Origin of the sequence: Porphyromonas circumdentaria (assembly GCF_900167105.1) — a bacterium.
In the GTDB taxonomy this organism is placed as follows: domain Bacteria; phylum Bacteroidota; class Bacteroidia; order Bacteroidales; family Porphyromonadaceae; genus Porphyromonas; species Porphyromonas circumdentaria.
Genome location: NZ_FUXE01000014.1, coordinates 20,683 through 43,243, shown reverse-complemented (window position 1 = coordinate 43,243; position 22,561 = coordinate 20,683). Strand labels below are relative to the sequence as shown.

Sequence of the window (22,561 nt, the reverse complement as noted above, 5' to 3'; positions counted from 1 at the left end):
GAATGCTGGTTAAAATGCTTTTAGCCCCACTTATTGTTGCCGATTAGGATTGTTTGAGCCTCTTTTTAAGCCTCCTGTTGATGGCACTCTTAACCCTTTGCTATATTTTATTTTGTAGAGACCTCTTTCGCCCCTTTCCCTTGGGTCGTATAGAGGAGATAGGAGCAAGTGCAATTAATATCTCCAAAAATCTTATATTTGCCAAGGTTAAACACTTAGTAAAGTACATAGGAAACAATAATAAAGAAACATTATGAAAAAGCTAACCCTTCTATTAACTATTGTATTAGTATCGCTTGCAGCTCAGGCGCAGAATGCATTACCCAGCGTAAACATTAAGACTTTGGCAGGAAAAGAGATTAATACTGCAAAGCTTAATAACAATGGTAAGCCCTTTATCATTAGCTTCTTTGCTACATGGTGCAAGCCTTGTTTGAGAGAGTTGAAAGCCATCAACGAAGTGTATGCAGATTGGCAAGATGAAACAGGCGTTAAGTTAATCGCTGTTTCTATCGATGAGGGACAGAATGCTCAAAAGGTAAAACCTCTTGTAGACGGTAATGGTTGGGATTATGAAGTGTTGTTGGACAGCAACTCCGACTTCAAAAGAGCTATGAAAGTTAACCTTATACCCGCTGTATTTGTAGTAGACGGAAAGGGAAATATCGTATATACACACAGTGGTTATAGTGATGGCTCAGAAGAGCATCTCATAGAGGTAGTACGTAAACATCTAAAGAAATAACTCAGGAAATGAAACAACAGATCCTTAAGTGGGGGTTGGCAGTAGCTGCCCCCCTCTTCTTTTCGTCCGCTTGGGCCAATGACTCTATTCCCTCTACTTATGCGCACCAGCTTTCTGTGGAGAAGCAGGAGTCTTTCTTCCCCCGCCCTGAGAAGTGGCAACCTCTGCAAGCCAGCTTCAGCGTGCAGAGCGATATGCTTTTTTCGAGGACAAAAGATGATACTTATAATACTTGGAGGGGAAACAATTATATATCCGCTACACTGCGTAATAACTATTTAGAGTTGGGTACTCGCTTTGAAGAGCTTTCGGCTCCGTTGCCAGGAAGAAGTCTTATTGAGCAGGGGAGAGGTATCCCTCATATGTATTTAACCGCTTACTATGGTAAGATGGCAGAGGTTACATTGGGAGACTTTTACGATCAATTCGGTAGTGGTACTATCTTCCGTGCCTATGAAGATCGTAACTTGGGTATAGACAATGCCGTTAGAGGGGCACGTGTAGCTATCTCTCCTTACAAGGGAATTACCTTCAAGGCCTTAACGGGTCAGCAACGTTACAACTTTGATAGAACTTTCAAAGTATTTAACCCTGACCGTGGTTTTGTGTCGGGGACAGACCTGAACTTGAGTGCCGAAGAGTGGTTTTCGGGTCTTCGCTCTCGTAATATGAGCCTTCAACTGGGTGGTTCTTTTGTCTCTAAAAAGGAGGGCGATGCAGAGGTTTTAGTTTCCAGAGATGGCAACAACTATCGTCTTAACTTGCCCGAGTATGTGGCAGCTTATGGAGGTAGACTCCGTTTTGGGGTAGGTAACTTTGTTTTGAACGGAGAGTATTCTTATAAACTCAATGACCCAACGGCAGAAAATAACTATATCTACCATCCTGGTTCCGTAGCAATGCTTTCTGCCTCTTATTCAAAATCGGGTATGAGCGTGCTTTTACAAGCAAAGCGCAGTGAGAATTTTAATTTTATGTCGCAGCGCAGTTTGTTGGGTATGCACTTGCATATAAATCATTTACCTCCTTTTACGGCACAGCATACCTATACGTTGGCTGCTCTCTATCCTTATGCTACACAGCCTGCAGGTGAGTGGGCTTTCCAGGGAGAGCTTCGTTACAAGTTCGGTCGCAAGACAGCTCTTGGAGGGAAGTATGGTACGGGTATTCGTCTTAACGTATCTCATGTACGTGGTTTGAAGAAGAACTATTTAGAGGGAGTTAATCCTTCTGTCCCTACCTCTATGTATGGTACTGATGGTTATACGTCTCCTTTCTTCGGTATGGGAGAGTTGTATTATTCCGACGTTAATGTGGAGATTACAAAGAAAGTATCTTCTAACTACAACTTTACACTAACCTACTTGCATCAAATTTATAACCAAGAAGTCGTAGAGGGGCACGTAGAAAATCCTCTTCAGGTAAATCCTTACATCTACTCTAACATATTTATCTACGATGGTACTTATAAGTTTAATCGTAAGACCTCTTTGAGAACAGAGCTCCAATTCTTGGCTACTAAACATGCCGAGGGACACTGGATTTACGGTTTGGCTGAGTTCTCTTTCTTGCCCAACTGGATGATTTCTCTGTCAGATCAATATAACATGGGTACTACCAAGCAACACTATTATATGGTAGGTGCTACTTACACACAAGGAGCGCATCGTGTGATGCTTTCGTATGGTAGAACTCGTGCGGGTATGAACTGCTCAGGAGGAGTATGTCGATGGATGCCTCAAACCAAGGGATTATACATCTCTTATACGGGCAATTTCTAATTATTTGAATAATAACGTATGAAAAAAAGTGCTTTAATATTATCAATACTCTCTGCTGGTTTACTCGCTCTTTTTAGTTCGTGCAGTAAAATAGCCCCAGAGAAGCGTTTGATTCCGTTAGAAACTAACGTTGGTGGAGACAAGCGCACGGTACTTCTCGAAGATTTTACAGGGGAGAAATGTGTAAACTGTCCTAAGGCAGCCCTGGCGATACATGATATCCAGCAGCTATTCGGTAACAATGTCGTGGCTGTAGGTCTCCATGGAACAACCGTTTTTACTCCCGAAGGCTCTACGCTCTATACTCCAGAAGCGGCCGCTTACTATGAGCGTTTTGCTAATGGTGTTGGATTACCTACGGGAATTATCAATAGAACAAAATTCCCTGGGAGAAATGCTTTGTCTATTAATGAGTTTGGTACTTGGTCGGGCCTTATAAAAGGTTTGTTGGATAGTAAACCTCGCATCTTTGAAATCAAGGCTTCTACTACCCACAATGGTATTGACGAAGTTACCGCTAATGTTACTGTGAAGAAGTATGGCAATAGCGAGAACTTGCCCAAAGACTTGATGCTCCAAGTGTGGGTGATAGAAGACGGTATCACGGGTATCCCTCAAGAGGGAGCAGAAGATAAGTACAACTATGTACACAATCATGTACTCCGTGGTAGCTTGAATGGTATTTGGGGAGAAGCTATAGCCTTAGATAAAGAGGTTAGTTACACTGCTTCTTTGGAGAAAATTGATGATATTGCTAACTGCCACTTGGTAGCTTTTGTATACGACTCTAATACAATGGAGGTGTATGAGGCTACAAGCATTGCTATTAAGTAATTCTTTTTACTCATTAAATAGGCATAAAATTTAGTGGATAGCCCTCGGAAGTTCTCTGGGGGCTATTTTTTTATTAAGGCGTGTAGTGGGCTGTTTTGCCACAATCTCTTTCCAATATGAGTAAGACTTTGGAATAGCCTTACTGTGGCTTTTGTTCTGCCTCCTTTTTGGATTTAGAGATACTCTCTGTAGGCATAGTTTATTAATGTTGAAATAAAGCAAAACTTTCATAGAAAAGTAGTAACTTAGCCACTCGAAAAGAACTATCCTTATGTGAGTTTGAGATTGAAAAATAAACCTTTTTACCCATCATAAGAGAAAGATACAATATAAGTAAAATAGGAACTTATGGAAGAACTACAGGAGCGTGAAGATAGAATTATAAAGATTGACATTGAGAACGAAATGAAATCTGCCTACATAGACTACTCTATGTCGGTGATTGTTTCTCGTGCTCTGCCCGATGTGCGAGACGGATTCAAACCTGTGCATCGTCGGGTGCTTTACGCTATGAATGAGATGAACAATGTTTTTTCTCAGCCTACTAAAAAGTCTGCAAAGGCTGTCGGAGAGGTCTTGGCTAAGTACCACCCTCATGGAGATAGTTCTGTGTACATGACTTTGGTGCGTTTGGCACAGCCTTGGAACTTGCGTTATCCTATGGTGGATGGGCAAGGGAACTTTGGTTCTATTGATGGAGACTCGCCTGCTGCCATGCGTTATACAGAGGCTCGTCTTACCGAGATCGCTGGCGAAATGCTCCGAGATATAGAGAAAGAGACTGTAGACTTCCAAAACAACTATGACGATACCACATTAGAGCCGACTGTGCTACCTACACGTATCCCCAATTTGCTTGTTAATGGAGTCTCGGGTATTGCCGTAGGTATGGCTACCAATATGCCTCCTCATAACTTATCGGAGTGTATTGACGGTTGTGTGGCTTATATCGATAGTAAAGGAGATATTCCCGTAGAAGATCTTATACATTATGTAAAGGCTCCCGATTTCCCTACTGGAGGTCTTATTTATGGTTATGCTGGTGTCAAAGAGGCTCTCCTTACAGGACGTGGAAGAGTAGTGATGAGGGCACGCACGGAGATAGAAACCGATGCACATGGCCGTGAGACCATAGTCGTAACCGAGATACCCTATCAAGTGGTAAAGTCTCAGCTGGTGCAAGATATTGCTCAACTTGTAACTGACAGGCGTATTGAAGGGATATCCAACATTACCGATGTATCCAGTGGTAAGGGAGGGCTGCGCATAGAAATCGAGATAAAAAGAGATGCTAATGCTTCCGTGGTGCTTAATCATTTATTTAAGTTGACGGCACTTCAGAGCTATTTTAGTGTCAATAATATTGCACTTGTTAATGGTCGTCCTCGTCAGTTAAATCTGAAGGAACTTATCCATTACTTCGTGGAGCATAGACACGATGTGGTTACTCGTCGTTGTCGTTTTGAATTACGTAAAGCGCAAGAGCGTGCCCATATCTTGGAGGGTCTGCTTATTGCCGTCGATAATATTGATGAGGTGATTCGTATCATACGCTCTTCCGAAACGACTAATCAGGCTATGGAGCGTCTGTGTGAGCGTTTTGCTCTGACCGAGATACAGGCACGTGCTATCGTGGATATGCGTCTGCGTGCTCTTACTGGATTGGAAAGAGATAAGCTGCGTACAGAGTATGAAGAGTTGGAAAAAACAATTCAACACCTGCAAGAGTTGCTCTCCAATGATGATTTGCTCATGGATCTCATAAAGCAAGAGTTACTGGAGATTAAGGGTAAGTACGGAGATACACGAAAAACAGAAATTGTTTTCTCAAGCGAAGAGTTCAATCCAGAAGACTTTTATGCCGATGATGAGATGATTATAACTATCTCTCACTTGGGTTACATCAAGAGAACTCCTTTAAGTGAGTTTAGAAGTCAGGCACGAGGAGGAATTGGTTCTAAGGGCTCAACAACCCGTGAGGAAGATTTTATAGAGTATATTTACTCTGCCTCTATGCACGCAACCTTATTGTTATTCACTACAAAGGGGCGTTGTCACTGGTTGCGAGTGTATGAAATCCCCGAGGGTGCTAAAAACGCAAAGGGAAGGGCCATTCAAAATATTTTGGATATAGAGCCCGATGATCGGATCACTGCCTGTATTCGCATCAAGAAGTTAGAAAAAGACGAAGAGTTTATCAATTCTCACTATTTGGTATTTGCCACCCAACAGGGAGTTATAAAGAAGACTCTTTTGGAAGCTTACTCACGTCCTCGTAGCAAGGGGGTAAATGCCATAAATTTGAATGAAGGTGATAGGGTTGTTACTGTTCGTTTGACCAATGGCAATGCAGAAATCCTTTTGGCCAATAGAAATGGACGTGCTATTCGATTCCACGAAAGCAAGGTGCGTGCTATGGGGCGCATCTCTACTGGTGTACGTGGTATGACTTTAGATGATGACGACGATGCCGTGGTAGGAATGGTGGCCTTAAAGCATCCAGAAAAGGAGAGCTTGCTTGTCGTGAGTGAAGGGGGTTATGGAAAACGATCTTTGTTAGATACTTATCGTACTACCAATCGAGGAGGTAAGGGGGTTAAAACCATGCAGATTACCGATAAAACAGGGCGTTTGGTTGATTTTCGTGCCGTAACAGACGACTTGGATTTGATGATTATCAATAAGAGTGGAGTGGTTATTCGTATGCCTATGGAGTCTATTTCTACTATTGGCAGAGCAACTCAGGGTGTTCGTTTGATAAACTTGACGAGTAGAGAAGATGAGATAGCCTCTGTTTGTAGTGTAGCTCGCGAGGACGATACGGCAGATAAGGCTTTGGCAAAAGAAGATAATTTAGCAAACGAGAACATTGTCCACAAAGACGTTGAGTTTTCTGAGGATATTATCCCAGAGGAGTTTGCGGATGAAGATACAATTTAAGAGAAATAGGTCTTTCACTCATAGTGTGAAGCCGTGAAATTTAAATTAACTATAAAGCTATTAATATGAAAATGATGAAGAAAGCATTTCCAATAGCTCTTGCGGTGCTCATGGGTACTGCTCCTGCTATCGCACAGAAAGCAAATGTTAAGGGCGCAGAGCGTATTGCTGATAAGAAGGGCGACTATAAGGAGGCTCGTACTTTAATAAAGGCAGCTCTTGAAAATGATGAGACAAAGTCGGACCCTAAGACTTGGTATGTAGCTGGGTTTGTAGAAGAGTCTAATTTTACTCTTGAGAATAATAAACAATTGAAAGGTGAAACACCCGATAGAGCTGTTATGAATGCTGCTCTCTTGGATATGTTTGACTATTATGTGGCTACTGTGAAGATGGAAAGCCCCGATGGAGTAAAATTGGGGAAATATTCCAAGAAGATTAAAGATGCTTTCCAAATAAACCTTCTTTATTTCATCAATGCAGGGGGGTATTATATGGAGCAGAAGAATTACACCAAGGCATTGGAAGCTTTTGATAACTTCAAACAGATAAAGAAGATGCCAATGTTTGCAGGTACACCTTTTGCAGCAGCGGACTCTAACTCTATGATGGTAGACTTTTTCTCTGTGATAAATGCCTATCAGACAGGTGATAAGAAACTTACTGTCAAGTTAGCAGAAGAGATTAAATCGGTAGATTATCGTCGCAACGACTTGTATCAAATACTTTCACAAACCTATCTTGAGATGGCCGATACTGTTAATTATGTGGCTACTATGAAAGAGGGTTTGAGTCTCTATCCCAATGAGTCTTATTTTTCTGTTAATCTGATCAACACTTTGATTCAAACAGGAAAGAGTGAAGAGGCTATTGCTTTACTTCAAAAGTCAATAGAAAAAGCTCCTAATAATGCACAGCTCTATGACGTTATGGGTAAACTCTATGAGCCTACAGATGAGGCTAAAGCACTTCAATGCTTTGCAAAGGCTTTAGAAATAGACCCTTCGTTTACGGAGTCTAACTTCAACATGGGACGTGTTTACTACAATCAAGCAGTGGCTATCAAGTCTGGCGATAAGGTAGATGCAGCCACTGATAAGAAAGCAGAAGAGTTGTTCCGTAAGGCTCTTCCTTATTTGGAAAAGGCTTATGCAGGAGATCCAGACACGGCTTATTATGTGCTTAGCACAGTGTATTACAATCTCAAAATGTCTAAGGAATACGAGGCTATAAAGGCGAAGTATAACCTTTAATTTTCAGAGTGTATTTTTGAGTAATAACGAATTAATAGTGTAACTATGAGAAAGTTTGTTTTTGCGCTGAGTTTGCTCTTAGCGTCTGTATTTGTAGCTTCAGCTCAGTTTGTTAACTTCCGTGTGGAGGGAGCTCCTGCCTTTTCATTGTCTTCTGTTAAGGCTCACGGTTTGAATGTTATGAATTCGGGTACCAAGGTAGGGTATCATTTTGGAGCTTATGTAGATGTACCTGTTTCCAGCGGTGTTTATTTGGGTTCTGGTCTTACTTTTGCCATGAAGGGCAATAAGTTTTCTCAAAAAGAAGGTAGTGTTATAGATGAGGCTAAGGCATTGCTAGGTATTGGAGAGTCCAATGAAATTACTATGCACTATCTCCAGGTTCCCGTGAATATCGGTTATAAGTTAAAGGTTTCTCCAGGATTGCGCTTGGGCATACAAACGGGTCCTTACTTTGCTGCTGCTTTGGGCGGTACTTATAAGAGAGGTGTTGCTGGTGTTGTAGCAAGTTATAATATCTTCAAAGAGGGTGTAACTAATATAACGGCTAAGCGTTTTGACTTCGGATGGGGGGCTGCTGCCATGCTTTATTTGGGAAGTTATTATGCAACTGTGGGAGCAGATTTTGGCCTTTTGAATGTTTCTAAAGAATCTAATCAAAAGCCTCTTCCTGCAGCTCAATCTGTAGACTTTCGTAATACTCAAGTTTATATAGGATTAGGTTACTCTTTCTGATAGATTTTTGTATTTAAGAATTTGAGATAAAACGAGGGGGAAGGGTACGATTGAGGGATATTAACCTCGTATTCTTCTCCCTTTATTATTTGAAAAAGAAAAATAACATGGAAAAAAAGACTCTTGTTATAGTGGTTCACCCTTCTTTGGCATCTTCTACCATAAATAAAGCGTGGGCAGAAGCTTTGCGTGGCGAGGTAACATTACATTTTTTATATGAACATTATCCCGAGGGAACGCCTATCGATGTGCGGGCAGAGCAGACTATTTTGGAGCAACATGATCGCATTATATTCCAATTTCCTTTGTATTGGTATGCAGCTCCTTCTTTACTCAAGGAGTGGATGGATAAAATTTTTCTTGATGGATGGGCATACGGAGCTGGCGGAGACAAAATGGAAGGAAAAGAGATTGGGGTAGCTGTTTCTTGTGGAGGTAAGTTTGAGCAATTTGTTGAAGGAGGCATCCAACGTCATACAATAGAGTCTTATATGAATGTATTTGATGGTATATGCGGTTTTGTACGTGCCAAGTATATAGGAGTACATGCTTTTTACGACACCTATAATCCTGAAGCCATTAAAACTCTCCCCCTTAACTGTGAGAAGTACTTACAGTTTATAAAAAAGTAATCTAATCTATCTGTAGTTAAGACATGGCAAAGAAAGTATCGACATCTACAAGTCCAGTTTTTTTGGAGAATGTTTCTGTAAAAAGATATGAGAATGAACTATTGCAGAATGTAACCTTTCGTTTGGAAGCAGGTGATTTTGCTTATTTGACAGGACCTGTTGGAGCAGGGAAAAGTTCGTTGTTGGAGTTGCTATACGGAGAGCTTCCTCTTTTAGAGGGAGGAGAGGCCAGTGTCTTAGGTTATGATTTAAGGAAGCTAAATATCCGTAAACGCCAAGCTATGCGCAGGCGGATGGGGATTGTTTTTCAGTCTCAAGACCAACTTTTGTATGACCGTAATGTCACGAAAAACTTAGATTTTGTTCTTAGAGCCACAAGCAAAGTAGACAAAAAGGAGCGGGTTGTGCGCATAGAAGAAGCTTTGGCGCAGGTGGGTATGTCGGGTAAGGGATACAAGATGCCTTACGAGCTTTCGGGTGGAGAGGCAGAGCGTATCTGTATAGCACGTGCTTTGGTCGTACGTCCCGATTTAATCTTAATGGACGAGCCGACTGCGGGTCTTGACCCAGAGACTTCTCTTGCTATTGGTCAGCTGATGAAGCAAATTGCCAGTGAGGGAACTACTGTTTTGATGGCAACTCATAATTATGAGCTTATGAAGCAGCTGCCTGCGACCACATACACAATAGACCCAAAGAGTCGCACTCTGGTGCATATCCCTCTTTCTACAGTCGAATAAGAAGTATAACAAGTAATTTTTAGAAAGCATGATTGTATTAAAGTTTGGAGGTACCTCTGTAGGTAGTGCCCAACGTATCCGCTCTGTAGCTCACCTGATAGCCGCAGTTGATGGGAGGAAGATTATCACTCTGTCTGCCATGTCGGGTACAACAGATACTTTGGTACACATTGCTAGTAAGATTAGAGAGGGTAAGTGGTTAGAGGCAGAGGAGCTCGTTACAACTTTGCAGACAAGGTATCACAATGTCATTGACGAGCTTTTTGAAGAGGAGGCATTAAGGCTTGAGGTAAAGGCCGTTTTGGCTCCCGTTTTTGAGCAACTCCTAAGCCAAACACACAATGAGGCTTTTACTCAAAACGATGAGAAGTTCATACTTTCTCGAGGAGAGATAATGAGTACGAGTCTTATGGCTTTCACCCTTCGTCGTTATGAGGGAGTAGAGGCTGTGCATTTAGATGCACTCTCTTTTATGCGTATCAATCATGCTGGAGAGCCAGATCCTGCTTACATCAAGGAACATATTACCCCTCTTTTGGAGGTCGACAAAGGAGAGGATACACTATTTCTAACAGAAGGCTATATCTGTATCAATGCCTTTGGGGAGATTGACAATCTACGTCGAGGTGGAAGTGATTATACGGCTACTTTAATAGGGGAGGCTACCGATGCTCAAGAGATACAAATATGGACAGATATAGATGGTCTGCATAACAATGACCCTCGTATTGTAAATGTTACCAGTCCAGTGCGTCGTCTTCACTTTGGAGAGGCTGCTGAATTAGCTCATTTTGGAGCAAAAATTTTACATCCAGCTTGCATAGAGCCAGCTCGTAGGGCTAATATCCCTGTACGTCTCCTCTATACATTGGATCCCTTAGCCCCAGGTACTCGCATCTCTTGTGAGACCAGTAAAGATATGGTCAAGGCGGTCTCTGCAAAGGATGGTATTTCCTTGCTTACTCTTCGCCGTCACCTACGTATAGATGGGGGGCTTTCTATGACGGAGTATATCTCTTCCATATCGGAGCTTCTCTCCAAATACAATATAGTTACGGATCTCATCTCAATTATGGGAGACAGCTATTTGATAGCAGTAGAAGAATCTCCAGAGGTAGCTCTTTTTTGTGAAGAGGTTTCCAAATGGGCGGAGGTGCTTTATCAAAAGAACATGACGATCTTGGCTGTAGTTGGAGATATGGGATGGGAGCGTATGGGTTTTGAGGTGCGTATATTGGAGGCAGTGGATGATATTCCTATTCGCATGATTAGCTACGGAAGTAGTAACTATAGCCTGGTTTTAGTAGTCTCTTCAGAAGATAAGCGAAGGGCTATGCTTGCTCTTTCAGATCACCTGTTTTCTAACTTGAATTGGCAGTCTCCAGAGCTTGCCTGATTATTGTGGGTCAATTATCCATAAAGCAATGACGTTCCGACAAATTCTTTATTTGCTTCGTCCTCATACATTTTCGGCTTCGTTATCTCCTGTTATTGTTGCACTGACATTATCTTTTGTCGATGTTAGAAATTTGCGCTATCCTCAAGCTCTTTTAACACTTTTAGTAGCCCTTTTAGCTCAATCTTTGAGTAATGTGGCCAATGATCTTTTTGATTATAAGAAAGGCGCGGATGGGGAGAAGAGAAAAGGGTTTGAAAGACCCTTATCTTCGGGTAAGGTTTCTTACAATTCTGTAAAGACCATGATGTATGTCTTGGTGCTTTTGACAGCATTATTTGGCTTTTTGTTAGTGGCTATCTCTTCGTGGTATTTGGCTCTCTTGGGGGGTGTTGTTATTGCCACAGCCATTGCCTATACGGGAGGTCCTTATCCTTTGGCTTATTTGGGTTGGGGAGAAGTATTGGTTTTTCTTTTTTATGGGATAGTCCCAGGGCTTGTCACATACTATATTCAGACGGATAATTTGACGCTTACGGCTCTTTTGCTCTCTACTTCCATAGGATGTGCCAATGTGAATATCCTTTTGGTTAATAACTATAGAGACTATGAAAGCGATAAAGCCTATGGCAAGAAAACATTGATTGTTCGTTTTGGTAAGGAGCTTGCCCCACTTCTATTCCTTTGTAATCTTTTGCTTTCTGTCGCTTTGATAGTTCCTATTTCCTCTCTCTGGGGGATGATTCTTTTGGGGGCTTATCTGTTTTTTATGTTGAGGGTCTTAAGGCAAATGAAGCAGAAAGAGGGGCAAGAACTTAATAAGGTACTTATTACTACTGCAAAGGGTATTTTAATACTTTCTGTATGTATAGTCACACTCTTGTTAGGGAGTTTACTTTAGGGTAGCTTATACACTTTTCTTCTCTTTTTTCGTTAGTACTTAGAGAGATATTGTTTGATATAGACAGCATGCGAAGAGATTATAAAATCCTTTTTTCCACTTTGCTTTTATTCTTGCCTTTATTTACGGTACGTGCACAGAAGGCGGAACACAGCTTTGAGTTTTTGAATATCCCTGCTACACCTCATACCATAGCGAATGGTGGTTTTTCTTTGACTTATGTAGCAGGAAACTCTGGAATTGCCTTTGACAATCCTGCCCTTTTTGGAGAGGAAACGTCGGGATTATTATTCCTTTCCTATCTGAACTATATGTCTGGAGTTCACTCTGTGAACACGCTCTACGGTCGCCCTGTGAATGACCGCGGTACTTGGGCTATTGGTATGCGTGCCATGCATTATGGTAAAATGGAGGCTTTCGATAAAAATAATATTGCGATGGGCTCATTTACAGCCACAGATGCTGCTTTACAAGGCCTTTTCAGCTACGACCTTTCCTCTAAATTACGTGGTGGTTTAGCCTTAAAGTTGATATACTCCAATATAGAATCCTACAATGCTTTTGCCGTTGCGGTAGATGCTGGGGTTAGTTATTACGATGGGGAAAAAGGACTTTCCATAGGAGCGGCTTTGACGAATGCAGGGGTTACTATAAAGGGTTTTCATGATAAGAAAACAGCTCCTGCGTGGGACCTCCGCTTAGGTTACTCTCAATCGTTGAGTCATGCTCCTTTTCGTTTTCATTTGACGGCCTATGGGCTGAACCCAAAGATATTTCAATATAGAGGGGACGAGCAAAAGTGGTTGCAACGCACCCTCCGACATTTAACCTTGGGCGTAGAGTATTTTATGGACGAACGCTTCTGGTTAGGGGTAGGTTATAATCCTCGTCTGGCACAAGATCTAAAGCACCTGAATGGTAATTTCTTCTCGGGACTATCTTTAGGAGGAGGATTTAGCCATGACTTTTTTCGTATAGGGGCTGCCGTTACTCGTTACCATCCCTCTGGGTTAAGCTTTGTGATTTCCTTGGCAACCAACTTTGGAAATGATGAATTTATCTTTTGATTCGACTGTTATGATGCAAAACAAAATTATTATCGCTATAGATGGTCATAGCTCTTGTGGTAAAAGTACTATGGCTAAAGATTTAGCAAAAGCCCTCAACTATACGTATATCGATACGGGGGCAATGTATAGAGCAGTTACTTTATTCTCGTTGCGGGCAGGTTTGTGGAAAGGAGAGGTTTTGGATACCGATGTGCTCCGCCAACAGCTACCTTCTCTGACGATTTCTTTTGAGCGGATGCCCAACGGAGAATTACATACTTTTCTCAATGGCGAGGATGTGGAAAAAGAGATACGTACTATGGCCGTATCGGAGCATGTGAGCCCTGTGAGCACGTTAGGCTTTGTGCGCGAGGCAATGGTAGCGCAGCAACAAGCAATGGGCGTAAAGAAAGGTATTGTAATGGACGGGCGTGATATAGGTACTACAGTATTCCCTCAAGCAGAGCTTAAGATATTTGTTACGGCTCTTCCCGAAGTAAGAGCGATGCGTAGGTATAAGGAGTTGCAACAGAAAGGCGAGGAGAGTACCTTCGAAACAGTATTGTCCAATCTTACAGAGCGAGACAGGATTGACTCTACACGAGCAATCTCTCCCTTGGCCAAAGCAGATGATGCGAGAGTGCTGGACAACTCTGAGCTTACAATAGAGGAGCAAAACCAATTGCTTTTATCTTGGGCAGAAGAGGTGATTGCTCGGCAGAAGTCATGATTTCTATAGAAATAGATGCTCGCTCAGGCTTTTGTTATGGAGTTGTAAATGCCATAAAAAAAGCAGAGGAGGAGATGCAAAGAGAGGAGAGAGATTTCTTATACTGTCTGGGTGATATTGTACATAACACGAGAGAGGTAGATCGTTTGGAGCATTTGGGCTTGAAAACGATTAACTACGACCAATTTGAGGAGCTGAAGGGTAAAAAAGTACTCTTCCGAGCTCATGGAGAACCCCCCTCTACTTATTTGGCAGCACAGAAAAGAGGTTTGACAATAGTTGATGCCACTTGCCCTGTGGTACTTCGTTTACAGCAACGTATACGTAAGTGTTACGAGGAGAGTCGTGCTGAGCAGGCACAAATTGTAATCTTTGGTAAGAGGGGACATGCCGAAGTTAATGGTCTTGTGGGGCAAACAAATGGAGAAGCTATTGTTATCCAATCTGTTGATGAGATCGAGCAACTCGATTTTTCGCGTCCCATATACCTGCACTCGCAAACAACCATGCCTTTAGACGTTTTTGAGCAAATCGTGGAGGGTATAAAAGGGCGCATGGCTCAGGATGTACCTTTTTATTACGTTGATACGATTTGTCGTCAAGTAGCTATGCGCATCCCTCATATAAAGGAGTTTGCCCAGCAGCATGATCGTATTTTCTTTATAGCGGGTAAGAAAAGTTCTAATGGTAAGGTGCTTTTTGAGGAGTGTAGAGCGGTGAATGCCAATACTTTTTTTCTCTCTGACAAGGAGGACTTAAGAGAAGAAATGTTGCCACCTCTTACGGCAACGGAGTTTATCGGCATCTGTGGTGCCACTTCTACTCCCATGTGGCAAATGGAGGAGTTAGCCTCTGTTATTGCCGAACATTATGGGGAAGGGGCTCAAATCCTGTAATACCTCTTATCTTTTTCAGACCACTTTTCTTTTGCCAGCGTAGGTTTGCGGTATTTCCCTTTCCAAGGGGAGATGGAGTAAATAAGATCGAGTTCGTGCAATACCTGCAAGTCGTTTGCTCTGAATATTCTTTAGAGAGGGAGTACTGTTCAAATCCCCAAAAGATGCGTAAGCTACTTGAACTCATCTTTGGGGCGTTGGAGTAGTAAAAGGGACAAAAAATAAAATAGGGGCTGACTTTTTCCATAAGGTCAGTCCCTTAATTGTTTTCTACCGCGAACTTTTCTTTTTTCTTCCAATAAATTCTTTATATGCAGATTGAATATATATATACGTAGATTAAATATACATATATTCAACTTGAATATATATAAACGTAATCTGCAAATAGAGAATTGTTCGCGTTGAAAACAGTTTTTAGACCTATATATCTTTCTTTTGCTAAAGAGCTTTGATTTTTATTGTTCCTATTGGAGATAAGATAGAAGTGGCAGATACCTACTCAAAGGAAGAGAGAGCTATTCGAAAGGAAGTCTCCAAAAGTTAGGTGTAGGAGAAGGAAAGTAGTATGCCAGAGGGCAAAAAAGGTTTTTTTCAAAGAGCCGATTGAATAAGTCTTACACGTGTTATTTATTATTGGAAGGAATATTAAGTGATTTACTATGAGATATATTTTGTTCCATAGAGATGTTGTCCAGACCCAAAAATCAATTATCTTTGGTGCGGATTTTTGACAAAGAAGGCGTGATAGGTTTGCTGTACTTCGATGACCCGATTGAGTGCTGGTAAATGTATCTTAAAGTACAGTAAATGAGTAGAAAGAGAGATTATTTTTTCAAAGCATGGGCATTGTTCCTTGTCGTAATGCTTGGCCTTATAACCTTGTTTTTTCTGCCTAAGGAGATATTCGGTTGGTCTCCCAAACCTATTGATATGCTCGGAGATTTACGTGTAGAGGGCTTTTACGATGAGTCCGAAGTGGTAGATTCTATTCCAAGTGGAGCTAATGATAAGAAAAATCTCCCCTCTGCAAAAAATAAAAACTTATCCTCGAAAGAGCGAGCACGTCAGGCCAAGAGACGTAGGGCTTATGAATCTATCATAGCCTCTGTTGACTCTACTACTCTTCAGACCAGTATCTCGGATTATAGTGAGGAACGTACGGGCTTGAAACGCTTCTTTGGCCGTGTGGGTAAGATTAGAAAGATGGATCGCCCCGTGCACATAGCCGTCTTGGGAGACTCTTTCATCGAGGGAGATATATTGACAGATGCTATTCGTAGTGCTCTGCAACAACGCTGGGGAGGAAGTGGTGTAGGATGGTTGCCTATGAGTAGCGAGACGGCGGGGTTTAGGCAATCTATTCGGCACGAATTTAGTGCTTGGCAAGATAAGTCCTTGTTGCATGCCAAGGGAGAGAGGCACCTTATTACAGGGCATGTCTTTCGACCTAAATCTAAAGGAGCATGGAGCAAATACACCTTACCTAAATCCAACAAACCCTTTAATAGAGCAACCTTGTACTATCGCTCTTCCCAAGATATTCCGATAAGAATAACGGTACAGGATAGTACGGAAACGGTTATTCTACCCTCTTCGGAGGACGAACTCAGAGGCTATCTGATAGCATCGGGTCGGGAGATGAACTCCATCCGTATAGACTTTGACAAGGAATCTCTCTTTGACTGTTACGGATTATCTTTAGAGGCGGCAACTGGTGTATCGGTAGACAATATGTCTTTGCGGGGTAACTCTGGGCTTTTATTAGCAAAAGCCGACGAAGAACTGAACAAAGCTTTCAATACAGAGCGGCCCTATGACCTTATAATCTTACAGTATGGATTGAATGTCGCCAATGCAGGTCAGAAGGATTACTCGAATTATACCAAACAGATGAAAAAGGCCATTGTGCATCTGCAAGAGTTATACCCCAATGCCGATGTAATGCTGTTTGGTGTATCTGACCGAGCGAAAAGAAGTTCGGGCTCTTTCTCTACCATGCCTGCTATTGTTAAGCTGCATCAACAACAGGAACTTTTGGCACAAGAGCTAGGGATTACTTTCTGGAGTCCCTTAAATACGATGAAGTCTTTGGGCGGTATCACAGAGATGGCTCGCAAGGGGCAGGCTGCCAAAGACTATACGCACCTTAGCCATAAGGGAGGACAAAAAATTGCTGAGAAATTTGTGGAAGCCTTAATCCTCGAAGAAAAGTACTACAATGCGATTAAAAATTAGCTTGCTTTCTCTGTTATTTATAATGGTATTCCAGGTCGGGTGGGCAGAGAAAAGCGATAAAAATAAGATTTGGCATCAGCCGTCGAATAAGAACTTTCAGACGCTTTGGCAGTCAATAAGAGAAAGTAAAGAGACCAATACTCCCGTACGCATCCTTCATATCGGAGATAGTCATATAACGAATGGCTTTACCACCGCCCCTATTCAAAGTCAAATGGACCGTCTTTATGGAGACGCTGTTTCTGTTTCCCATAGAGGTATCAACGGAGCTACTTTTCTTACTTATAACACCGACGAAGAGATAGAGCGTATCTTGCAGGAGAAGCCCGATTTGCTTATTATATCTTTGGGTACAAATGACTCTTATACCTTTAAGTTTTCGCCCGATTGTTTGAGGGAGAACATGAATACTTTTCTCTCTTTGTTATTTCAGAAAATGCCTGATTTACCTGTTGTTCTCACTTCTCCTCCTCCTAACTTCCTGCGTTTGTCCAAGCGTGTTGCCAAAGCCAAAAGGAAGAGAGGAAAAAGAAGATATAGAAGTATCACCTCTTACACCTACAATAGTAATACTGTGATAGCTGCTAATCTTATGAGCGAACTGGCAGTCTCGTACGACTGTGCATACATAGATTTGTACGCCACAATAGGAGATGAGCAGGAGGCTAAATTGTGGTTGGATAGAGGTTGGATGTACAGAGATAGAACGCACTATACTATTGAGGGTTATGCTAAGCATGGAGAGATTATAGCGAGTGCCCTCGTTCAGATGATAGAAGAGCAAAACACCAATCCTATTGCATAATAGGGGCAGCAGAGTGAACATACATGGAGTTTATCGACAACTTTATTGATAGTCTTGATTGGGGCAGAGTGTCGGATCTATTGACCTACGATTCTTCTTCTCCAATGATTTTTTCAAGTGGGCTTTTCTTTTTTGCCTTTTTGCTCTTCCTCCCTATATATGGGCTTCTCAGGCAAAATAAGTTCCTGCGGATTGTTTACGTAGCACTGTTTTCTCTCTTTTTCTATTACAAGAGTAGCGGATTGTATGTTTTTCTCTTACTTTTTGCTGCAACGAGCGATTTCATCATCGGTTTAATGATGGAGAAAGAGCCTCATAAGAATAGGCGTCGCCGCTATGTTATTGCAAGTATGTGCATTAATCTGGGCGTACTGGCTTATTTTAAGTACTTCAATTTTCTGGGGTCTTTATTTTTCGATGCTCTTAATACCTTGGGTGCTGCGGTAATACGTCCCGACTGGACTGTCGGAGAGTGGAATAATTGGGATATCGTCTTACCTGCTGGAATCTCGTTCTATACTTTCCAGACGATGAGTTATATCATAGACTTGTATAGAGGAGAGATTAAACCTCTAAGAAGGTGGATTGACTACGTTTTCTATGTCTCTTTCTTTCCTCAACTGGTCGCTGGTCCAATTGTCCGAGCAAAGGACTTTATCCCCCAAATTAATCGCAAACCCTCTCTTTCTAAAGCTGAGTATGGAGAGGCATTAGCTTTGATAATCAGCGGCTTGTTCAAGAAGGCTATTATTTCTGATTATATAAGCCTCAACTTTGTAGATCGTATATTCGATGCTCCCTCTCTCTATACGGGGTTAGAAAATCTGTTGGGGGTTTATGGGTATGCCTTACAGATTTATTGCGACTTCTCGGGCTATTCCGATATGGCCATAGGTATAGCCTTGCTATTAGGTTTTAGGTTTAATATCAATTTTGACTCACCCTATCAATCGGCAAGTATCACGGAGTTTTGGCGTAGATGGCATATCTCTCTTTCTACATGGCTTAGAGACTACCTCTATATCCCTCTGGGCGGAAATCGAAAGGGCAAGTTGCGTACTTATATTAATCTGATGATTACGATGCTCTTGGGAGGACTTTGGCATGGAGCTGCTTTGCGCTTTATTCTCTGGGGTGCTCTGCATGGTTTGGCTTTGGCACTGCATAAACTTTGGTCTTCTTTAGTGCCAAGTTCCACACGCAACGCAGACGAATTGCCCAAGTGGAGACGATGGATGGGCCGCCTTATCACTTTTCATTTGGTTTGTTTTGCATGGATTTTCTTTAGGGCAGATTCGATGGAGATTGCCAGAGATGTGATTCATCAGATTTATACCAACTTCCACCCCGAAGTCTTTTTCCAATTTGTGGCAGGGTATAAGTTAGTCTTTGTTTTAATGGTGGTGGGATATCTTTTACACTTCACTTCTCATCGTTCAGAGAGACGGTTCCGCTTGTTTTTTACTCGAGCTAAATTCTCTTGGCAAGTTGCGATTATCTTACTACTAATAGTTGTGATTATCCAAATGCGCTCCGCAGAGATACAACCCTTTATTTACTTTCAATTTTAGATAGTATTTATTGGGGGAGGGTTACCTCTTTTAAAGAAACGATTTTTCTCTCTCCCTTTATTGGTACTTTGTCTACAATAAAGGCGATTAACGTTTTGTGGATATTTATGTTGTATAGGAATTTTTAAGTACATAGACAGGTTGCTCTCTTTCTTTTCTTCCAAGAGTTAAATCTTTTTTTGTGTGAGTTTATATATTACTATCTCTGTTTTTTTGCTCTTTCCCTGCGTTTAAGTTCTTTTTTTTGTTCAAAAATTATTAACTTGCGTGCCAAAGTTTCAAAAGGAGTCTGGAATAATAGACTTGTGTGGGAATTTTTATTTTCGGTTAAATTGCTACGCGATTCTTTATTTTTTTAGAAACTTGCTTTACTCCTTTTGCTAACCTTTTCAAGATAATCTATTCTCATTGAGGAGAAAAGAGCTTTTTGTAGATAAAGACAATTGTATGTACTCTAAATAACATGACTATGAAAAAGAATTTAAGAACTTTTCATCAAAGTAAAATTTGTTTTTTGTGGGGAATCTTTCTTTTCACAATGTTTACTTTAGCGCATGGACAAACTCCAGAGAAGAAAGTAGTGTTCAAAACAAGAGAAATTCCTGGAGGGGTGATTACCTTTGGGGCTTCTGCGAATGGAGATGTAGCCGTTGAAGGTGTTACTGGAGGCGTGTGGCAAAATGGAAAAGATGTCTCTTACTTTGTAGGAGAAACCCAAACGATTACTCTCAAGGGAGATATTACAAGTCTTTATCTTGATAATACTAAAATAGAGTCTATAGACGTTTCTCATGCACCATCGTTGTATTCTTTATCCATAAAAGATAACTTTCTGAAAGAGCTTGATGTGAGTAATAATATTCAGTTGGAGTATGTCTATGCTCAAAATAATCAACTTGAAGACTTTGTTGTCTGCAGCGGAGGTAAAGTAGCAAGAGTGTACTGCATAGATAATAAAATAAAGGCTGAAAAGATGCGTACTCTTATAGAGTCTTTGCCTGATAGAACTCCAGAATCTTATCCTGGTATATTAGGTGTAATTGACCTTTCTTTAGGTGCACCTGAGGGAAATATTTGTACGAAAGCTTTAGTTAAACTTGCACAGTCAAAGAATTGGAGCATCAAGTTCTATGATGGGCTAAACTATCTTGCTTATGAAGGCTCGGAAGGAGGAGATCTCCCGATTGAAAAAGATGAAATTGAGTTAAAGACTTTACTGAAAGTAGGAGAAACTTTCCCTATGTCTCTTTTGGGAGAAGGAGATATAGAGTTTTTAGGCCTTGAGATTTCTGAATCTCTTCAATCTGGAAATATTTATAAGATTACATCTCAGGACATTTCCATAAAAGGTACTGTAAAATCGATTAAAGTTGATAACTGTAAGCTAATTACTTTAGCAACACGTAATAGTAAAGCACTTGAGGAAGTTTATTGTAAAAACAATCCTTTGAAACGTCTTAATCTGACAGAGAATAAAAAACTCAAGAACTTGAACTGTGCTAATACAGAAATTGAAAACCTTGACCTCTCTGGCAATCCTGATCTTGAGGAGCTTGATTGCTCTAACAATAGGATAAAAAAACTTGATTTCGCCAACAACCAAAAGATATATCGCATTTACTGCGATAATAATCTCTTGCAAGGAGATGGTGTAGAGGTCTTATGTCTTAATTTGGTAAACAGAGCAGATGAGGAGTCTAAAGGAGAGCTTGTAGTAGCCAATCTGAATAATAGCGAACAGAACATCTTTTACAAGAGACAAATACAGTCATTAAAAGCTAAGGGATGGCTGGTTAGGGCTCGTCAAGGAGAAAAACTTGTTAACTATGAGGGGAAAGAAGAACCTTATATAGTACTCACTACCGAGAGAAAAGTAGGGGAAAAAGTGGAGCTTAGAATAAAGTCTGTAAACAATGTTAATATTGATGGACTATCAGGTAGTTGGGTAAATGATAAGCCAGTTGAATACGTAATTGAAAAACAGACATTTACTATCTCAGGAGAGATTGAAACTCTCTATTGCTATGGTAACGAACTTACTGCGATAGACTGTTCTCATGCAGATTTTCTTCATACAATAGATTGCTCAAATAACTTGCTTAAAGGAGAAAGAATGGATCAGGTAATGAATCTCTTACCAACTCGTTCGGGTCCTATTTTTGGCAAAATAACGGTTATTGATACAAGATTGGAAACGGAGAATAATGTTTGTACAAAAAAACAAAGTTTTGAAGCCCGTCAAAAAGGGTGGCAAACAATGCAGAATGTAAAGGGAAAAGGAAACATTCCCTACGCTGGATATTCAGAAGAAGAGCCTATTGTTATCACAAGCAACACGATTAAGTTCAGAACAGAAAAACCAGTCAATAGTACGATATACCTGATGATTCAGAGTCGTCAACCTAATCCAGACATAAAGTTTGTTGGTATCAGGGGCGACTTTATAAATAATGCTTTTGTGAAGTATGTTGTTGAGAATCAGGAATTTTCTATTCAAGGGGATATTTATAGGATTGATTGTATAGACAATGGATTAACTGAACTTGACCTTTCTGACTGTCATTCTCTTGAGAGCATATATTGTGGGCGTAATAAACTTAAAAGTCTGAAGTTGAACAATCTTCGTTCTCTTATAGAAGTACTTTGTTTTGAAAATCAAATTACTACATTGGATCTTTCGGGTAACCCAAGATTTGAGTATTTGAATTGCACAAATAATTTTATCAAGGAAGATGGTTTCCAGAATATAATTAATACGATTTGTAACCGCCAGTATGATGAAGTGGCAGGGGAAATTATTTTCTCCAATCGCTCTCAAGAGGGTTTGAGTGAAAATAATATTGCATCAAAGGCTCAAGTAGAGGAGATTAAAAAGAAAAACTGGCTGATGAAAAAAGTTATAGGTATGGAAGGAGGATTGTTACAGTTTGATGATTATCTACATAAAGAGGAGGTGTTTACTTCTTCCAGTTGGTACCTAAGTTACGATAGTTTGAGAAAAATACTTACGATAAATAATACGTTGGGTGGAGAGGTTATCTGTCTATTCGATATGAATGGACGCCTTGTATACAGTCAATATGCAGACTCAGAGGGTACTACAAATCTTGATTTACAGCACCTTTCTGCTGGGCAGTATATCGTTAAAGTAGGAGAAAAAGCGCAAGTTATTATCTTATAATGAAGAGGTGAAATTCTTCCTTTTCTGACTGGGAAGAGAAAGATCCGATACTGATTAAACACTCTGCGGGCTTGAATAGTAAAGTCCTGCAGAGTGTTTCTTTTTTGTCGTTCTCAAAATCTTTTTATCAAGAG

The 22,561-nt window shown here is 40.9% G+C and carries 17 protein-coding genes; all 17 read left to right on the top strand.

The genetic code is table 11. The annotated features are described in order from the left end of the window. The first annotated feature begins 253 nt into the window (after positions 1-253). The 17 genes from B5D06_RS06780 to B5D06_RS06700 all read left to right on the top strand — a co-directional run bounded on the left by B5D06_RS06780 (position 254) and on the right by B5D06_RS06700 (position 22,427). On the top strand, positions 254-745 hold the full coding sequence (locus B5D06_RS06780; protein ID WP_078737249.1) for a TlpA family protein disulfide reductase: 492 nt from the start codon (positions 254-256) through the stop codon (positions 743-745). Between the two features lie 8 nt (positions 746-753). Beyond that, positions 754-2,526 (top strand): DUF6029 family protein, encoded by a 1,773-nt coding sequence (locus B5D06_RS06775; RefSeq protein ID WP_221416036.1) that lies wholly within the window; start codon positions 754-756, stop codon positions 2,524-2,526. 18 nt (positions 2,527-2,544) lie between these two features. After that, positions 2,545-3,360 carry an Omp28 family outer membrane lipoprotein gene (locus tag B5D06_RS06770; RefSeq protein WP_078737248.1) on the top strand — a complete coding sequence of 272 codons (816 nt, stop codon included), beginning with the start codon at positions 2,545-2,547 and terminating at the stop codon, positions 3,358-3,360. 348 nt (positions 3,361-3,708) lie between these two features. Further along, a complete protein-coding gene (gene gyrA, locus B5D06_RS06765) occupies positions 3,709-6,300 on the top strand; it encodes a DNA gyrase subunit A (protein ID WP_078737247.1) in 2,592 nt (863 codons plus the stop codon). Between the two features lie 71 nt (positions 6,301-6,371). After that, positions 6,372-7,553, top strand: a complete 1,182-nt coding sequence (locus B5D06_RS06760; protein WP_234989569.1) for a tetratricopeptide repeat protein — start codon at positions 6,372-6,374, stop codon at positions 7,551-7,553. Between the two features lie 45 nt (positions 7,554-7,598). Continuing rightward, entirely contained in the window at positions 7,599-8,288 is a 690-nt protein-coding gene (locus tag B5D06_RS06755; RefSeq protein WP_078737245.1) for a porin family protein, read from the top strand. 107 nt (positions 8,289-8,395) lie between these two features. Further along, positions 8,396-8,920, top strand: coding sequence for an NAD(P)H-dependent oxidoreductase (locus B5D06_RS06750; RefSeq protein ID WP_078737244.1), 525 nt, complete (start codon positions 8,396-8,398; stop codon positions 8,918-8,920). Between the two features lie 23 nt (positions 8,921-8,943). Continuing rightward, a complete protein-coding gene (locus B5D06_RS06745) occupies positions 8,944-9,660 on the top strand; it encodes a cell division ATP-binding protein FtsE (protein WP_078737243.1) in 717 nt (238 codons plus the stop codon). A 28-nt stretch (positions 9,661-9,688) separates the two neighbouring features. Then, entirely contained in the window at positions 9,689-11,056 is a 1,368-nt protein-coding gene (locus B5D06_RS06740) for an aspartate kinase (protein WP_078737242.1), read from the top strand. A gap of 28 nt (positions 11,057-11,084) precedes the next feature. Then, positions 11,085-11,957: a 1,4-dihydroxy-2-naphthoate octaprenyltransferase gene (gene menA, locus B5D06_RS06735; RefSeq protein WP_078737241.1), complete on the top strand. Its 873-nt coding sequence runs from the start codon at positions 11,085-11,087 to the stop codon at positions 11,955-11,957. A gap of 68 nt (positions 11,958-12,025) precedes the next feature. Continuing rightward, positions 12,026-13,024: a type IX secretion system protein PorQ gene (gene porQ, locus B5D06_RS06730; RefSeq protein WP_078737240.1), complete on the top strand. Its 999-nt coding sequence runs from the start codon at positions 12,026-12,028 to the stop codon at positions 13,022-13,024. 13 nt (positions 13,025-13,037) lie between these two features. Further along, positions 13,038-13,736, top strand: a complete 699-nt coding sequence (gene cmk / locus B5D06_RS06725) for a (d)CMP kinase (RefSeq protein ID WP_078737267.1) — start codon at positions 13,038-13,040, stop codon at positions 13,734-13,736. Next, positions 13,733-14,632 carry a 4-hydroxy-3-methylbut-2-enyl diphosphate reductase gene (locus B5D06_RS06720; RefSeq protein ID WP_078737239.1) on the top strand — a complete coding sequence of 300 codons (900 nt, stop codon included), beginning with the start codon at positions 13,733-13,735 and terminating at the stop codon, positions 14,630-14,632. Before cmk ends, B5D06_RS06720 begins: the two co-directional genes overlap by 4 nt. An 810-nt stretch (positions 14,633-15,442) precedes the next feature. Beyond that, positions 15,443-16,870: an SGNH/GDSL hydrolase family protein gene (locus B5D06_RS06715; protein ID WP_078737238.1), complete on the top strand. Its 1,428-nt coding sequence runs from the start codon at positions 15,443-15,445 to the stop codon at positions 16,868-16,870. Further along, complete coding sequence (locus B5D06_RS06710) at positions 16,854-17,675, top strand: GDSL-type esterase/lipase family protein (RefSeq protein ID WP_078737237.1); 822 nt, start codon at positions 16,854-16,856, stop codon at positions 17,673-17,675. The genes B5D06_RS06715 and B5D06_RS06710 overlap by 17 nt, the downstream gene beginning before the upstream one ends. 23 nt (positions 17,676-17,698) lie before the next feature. Beyond that, complete coding sequence (locus tag B5D06_RS06705) at positions 17,699-19,246, top strand: MBOAT family O-acyltransferase (RefSeq protein WP_078737236.1); 1,548 nt, start codon at positions 17,699-17,701, stop codon at positions 19,244-19,246. Between the two features lie 538 nt (positions 19,247-19,784). Next, complete coding sequence (locus B5D06_RS06700; RefSeq protein WP_159442701.1) at positions 19,785-22,427, top strand: T9SS type A sorting domain-containing protein; 2,643 nt, start codon at positions 19,785-19,787, stop codon at positions 22,425-22,427. Positions 22,428-22,561: the final 134 nt, after the last annotated feature.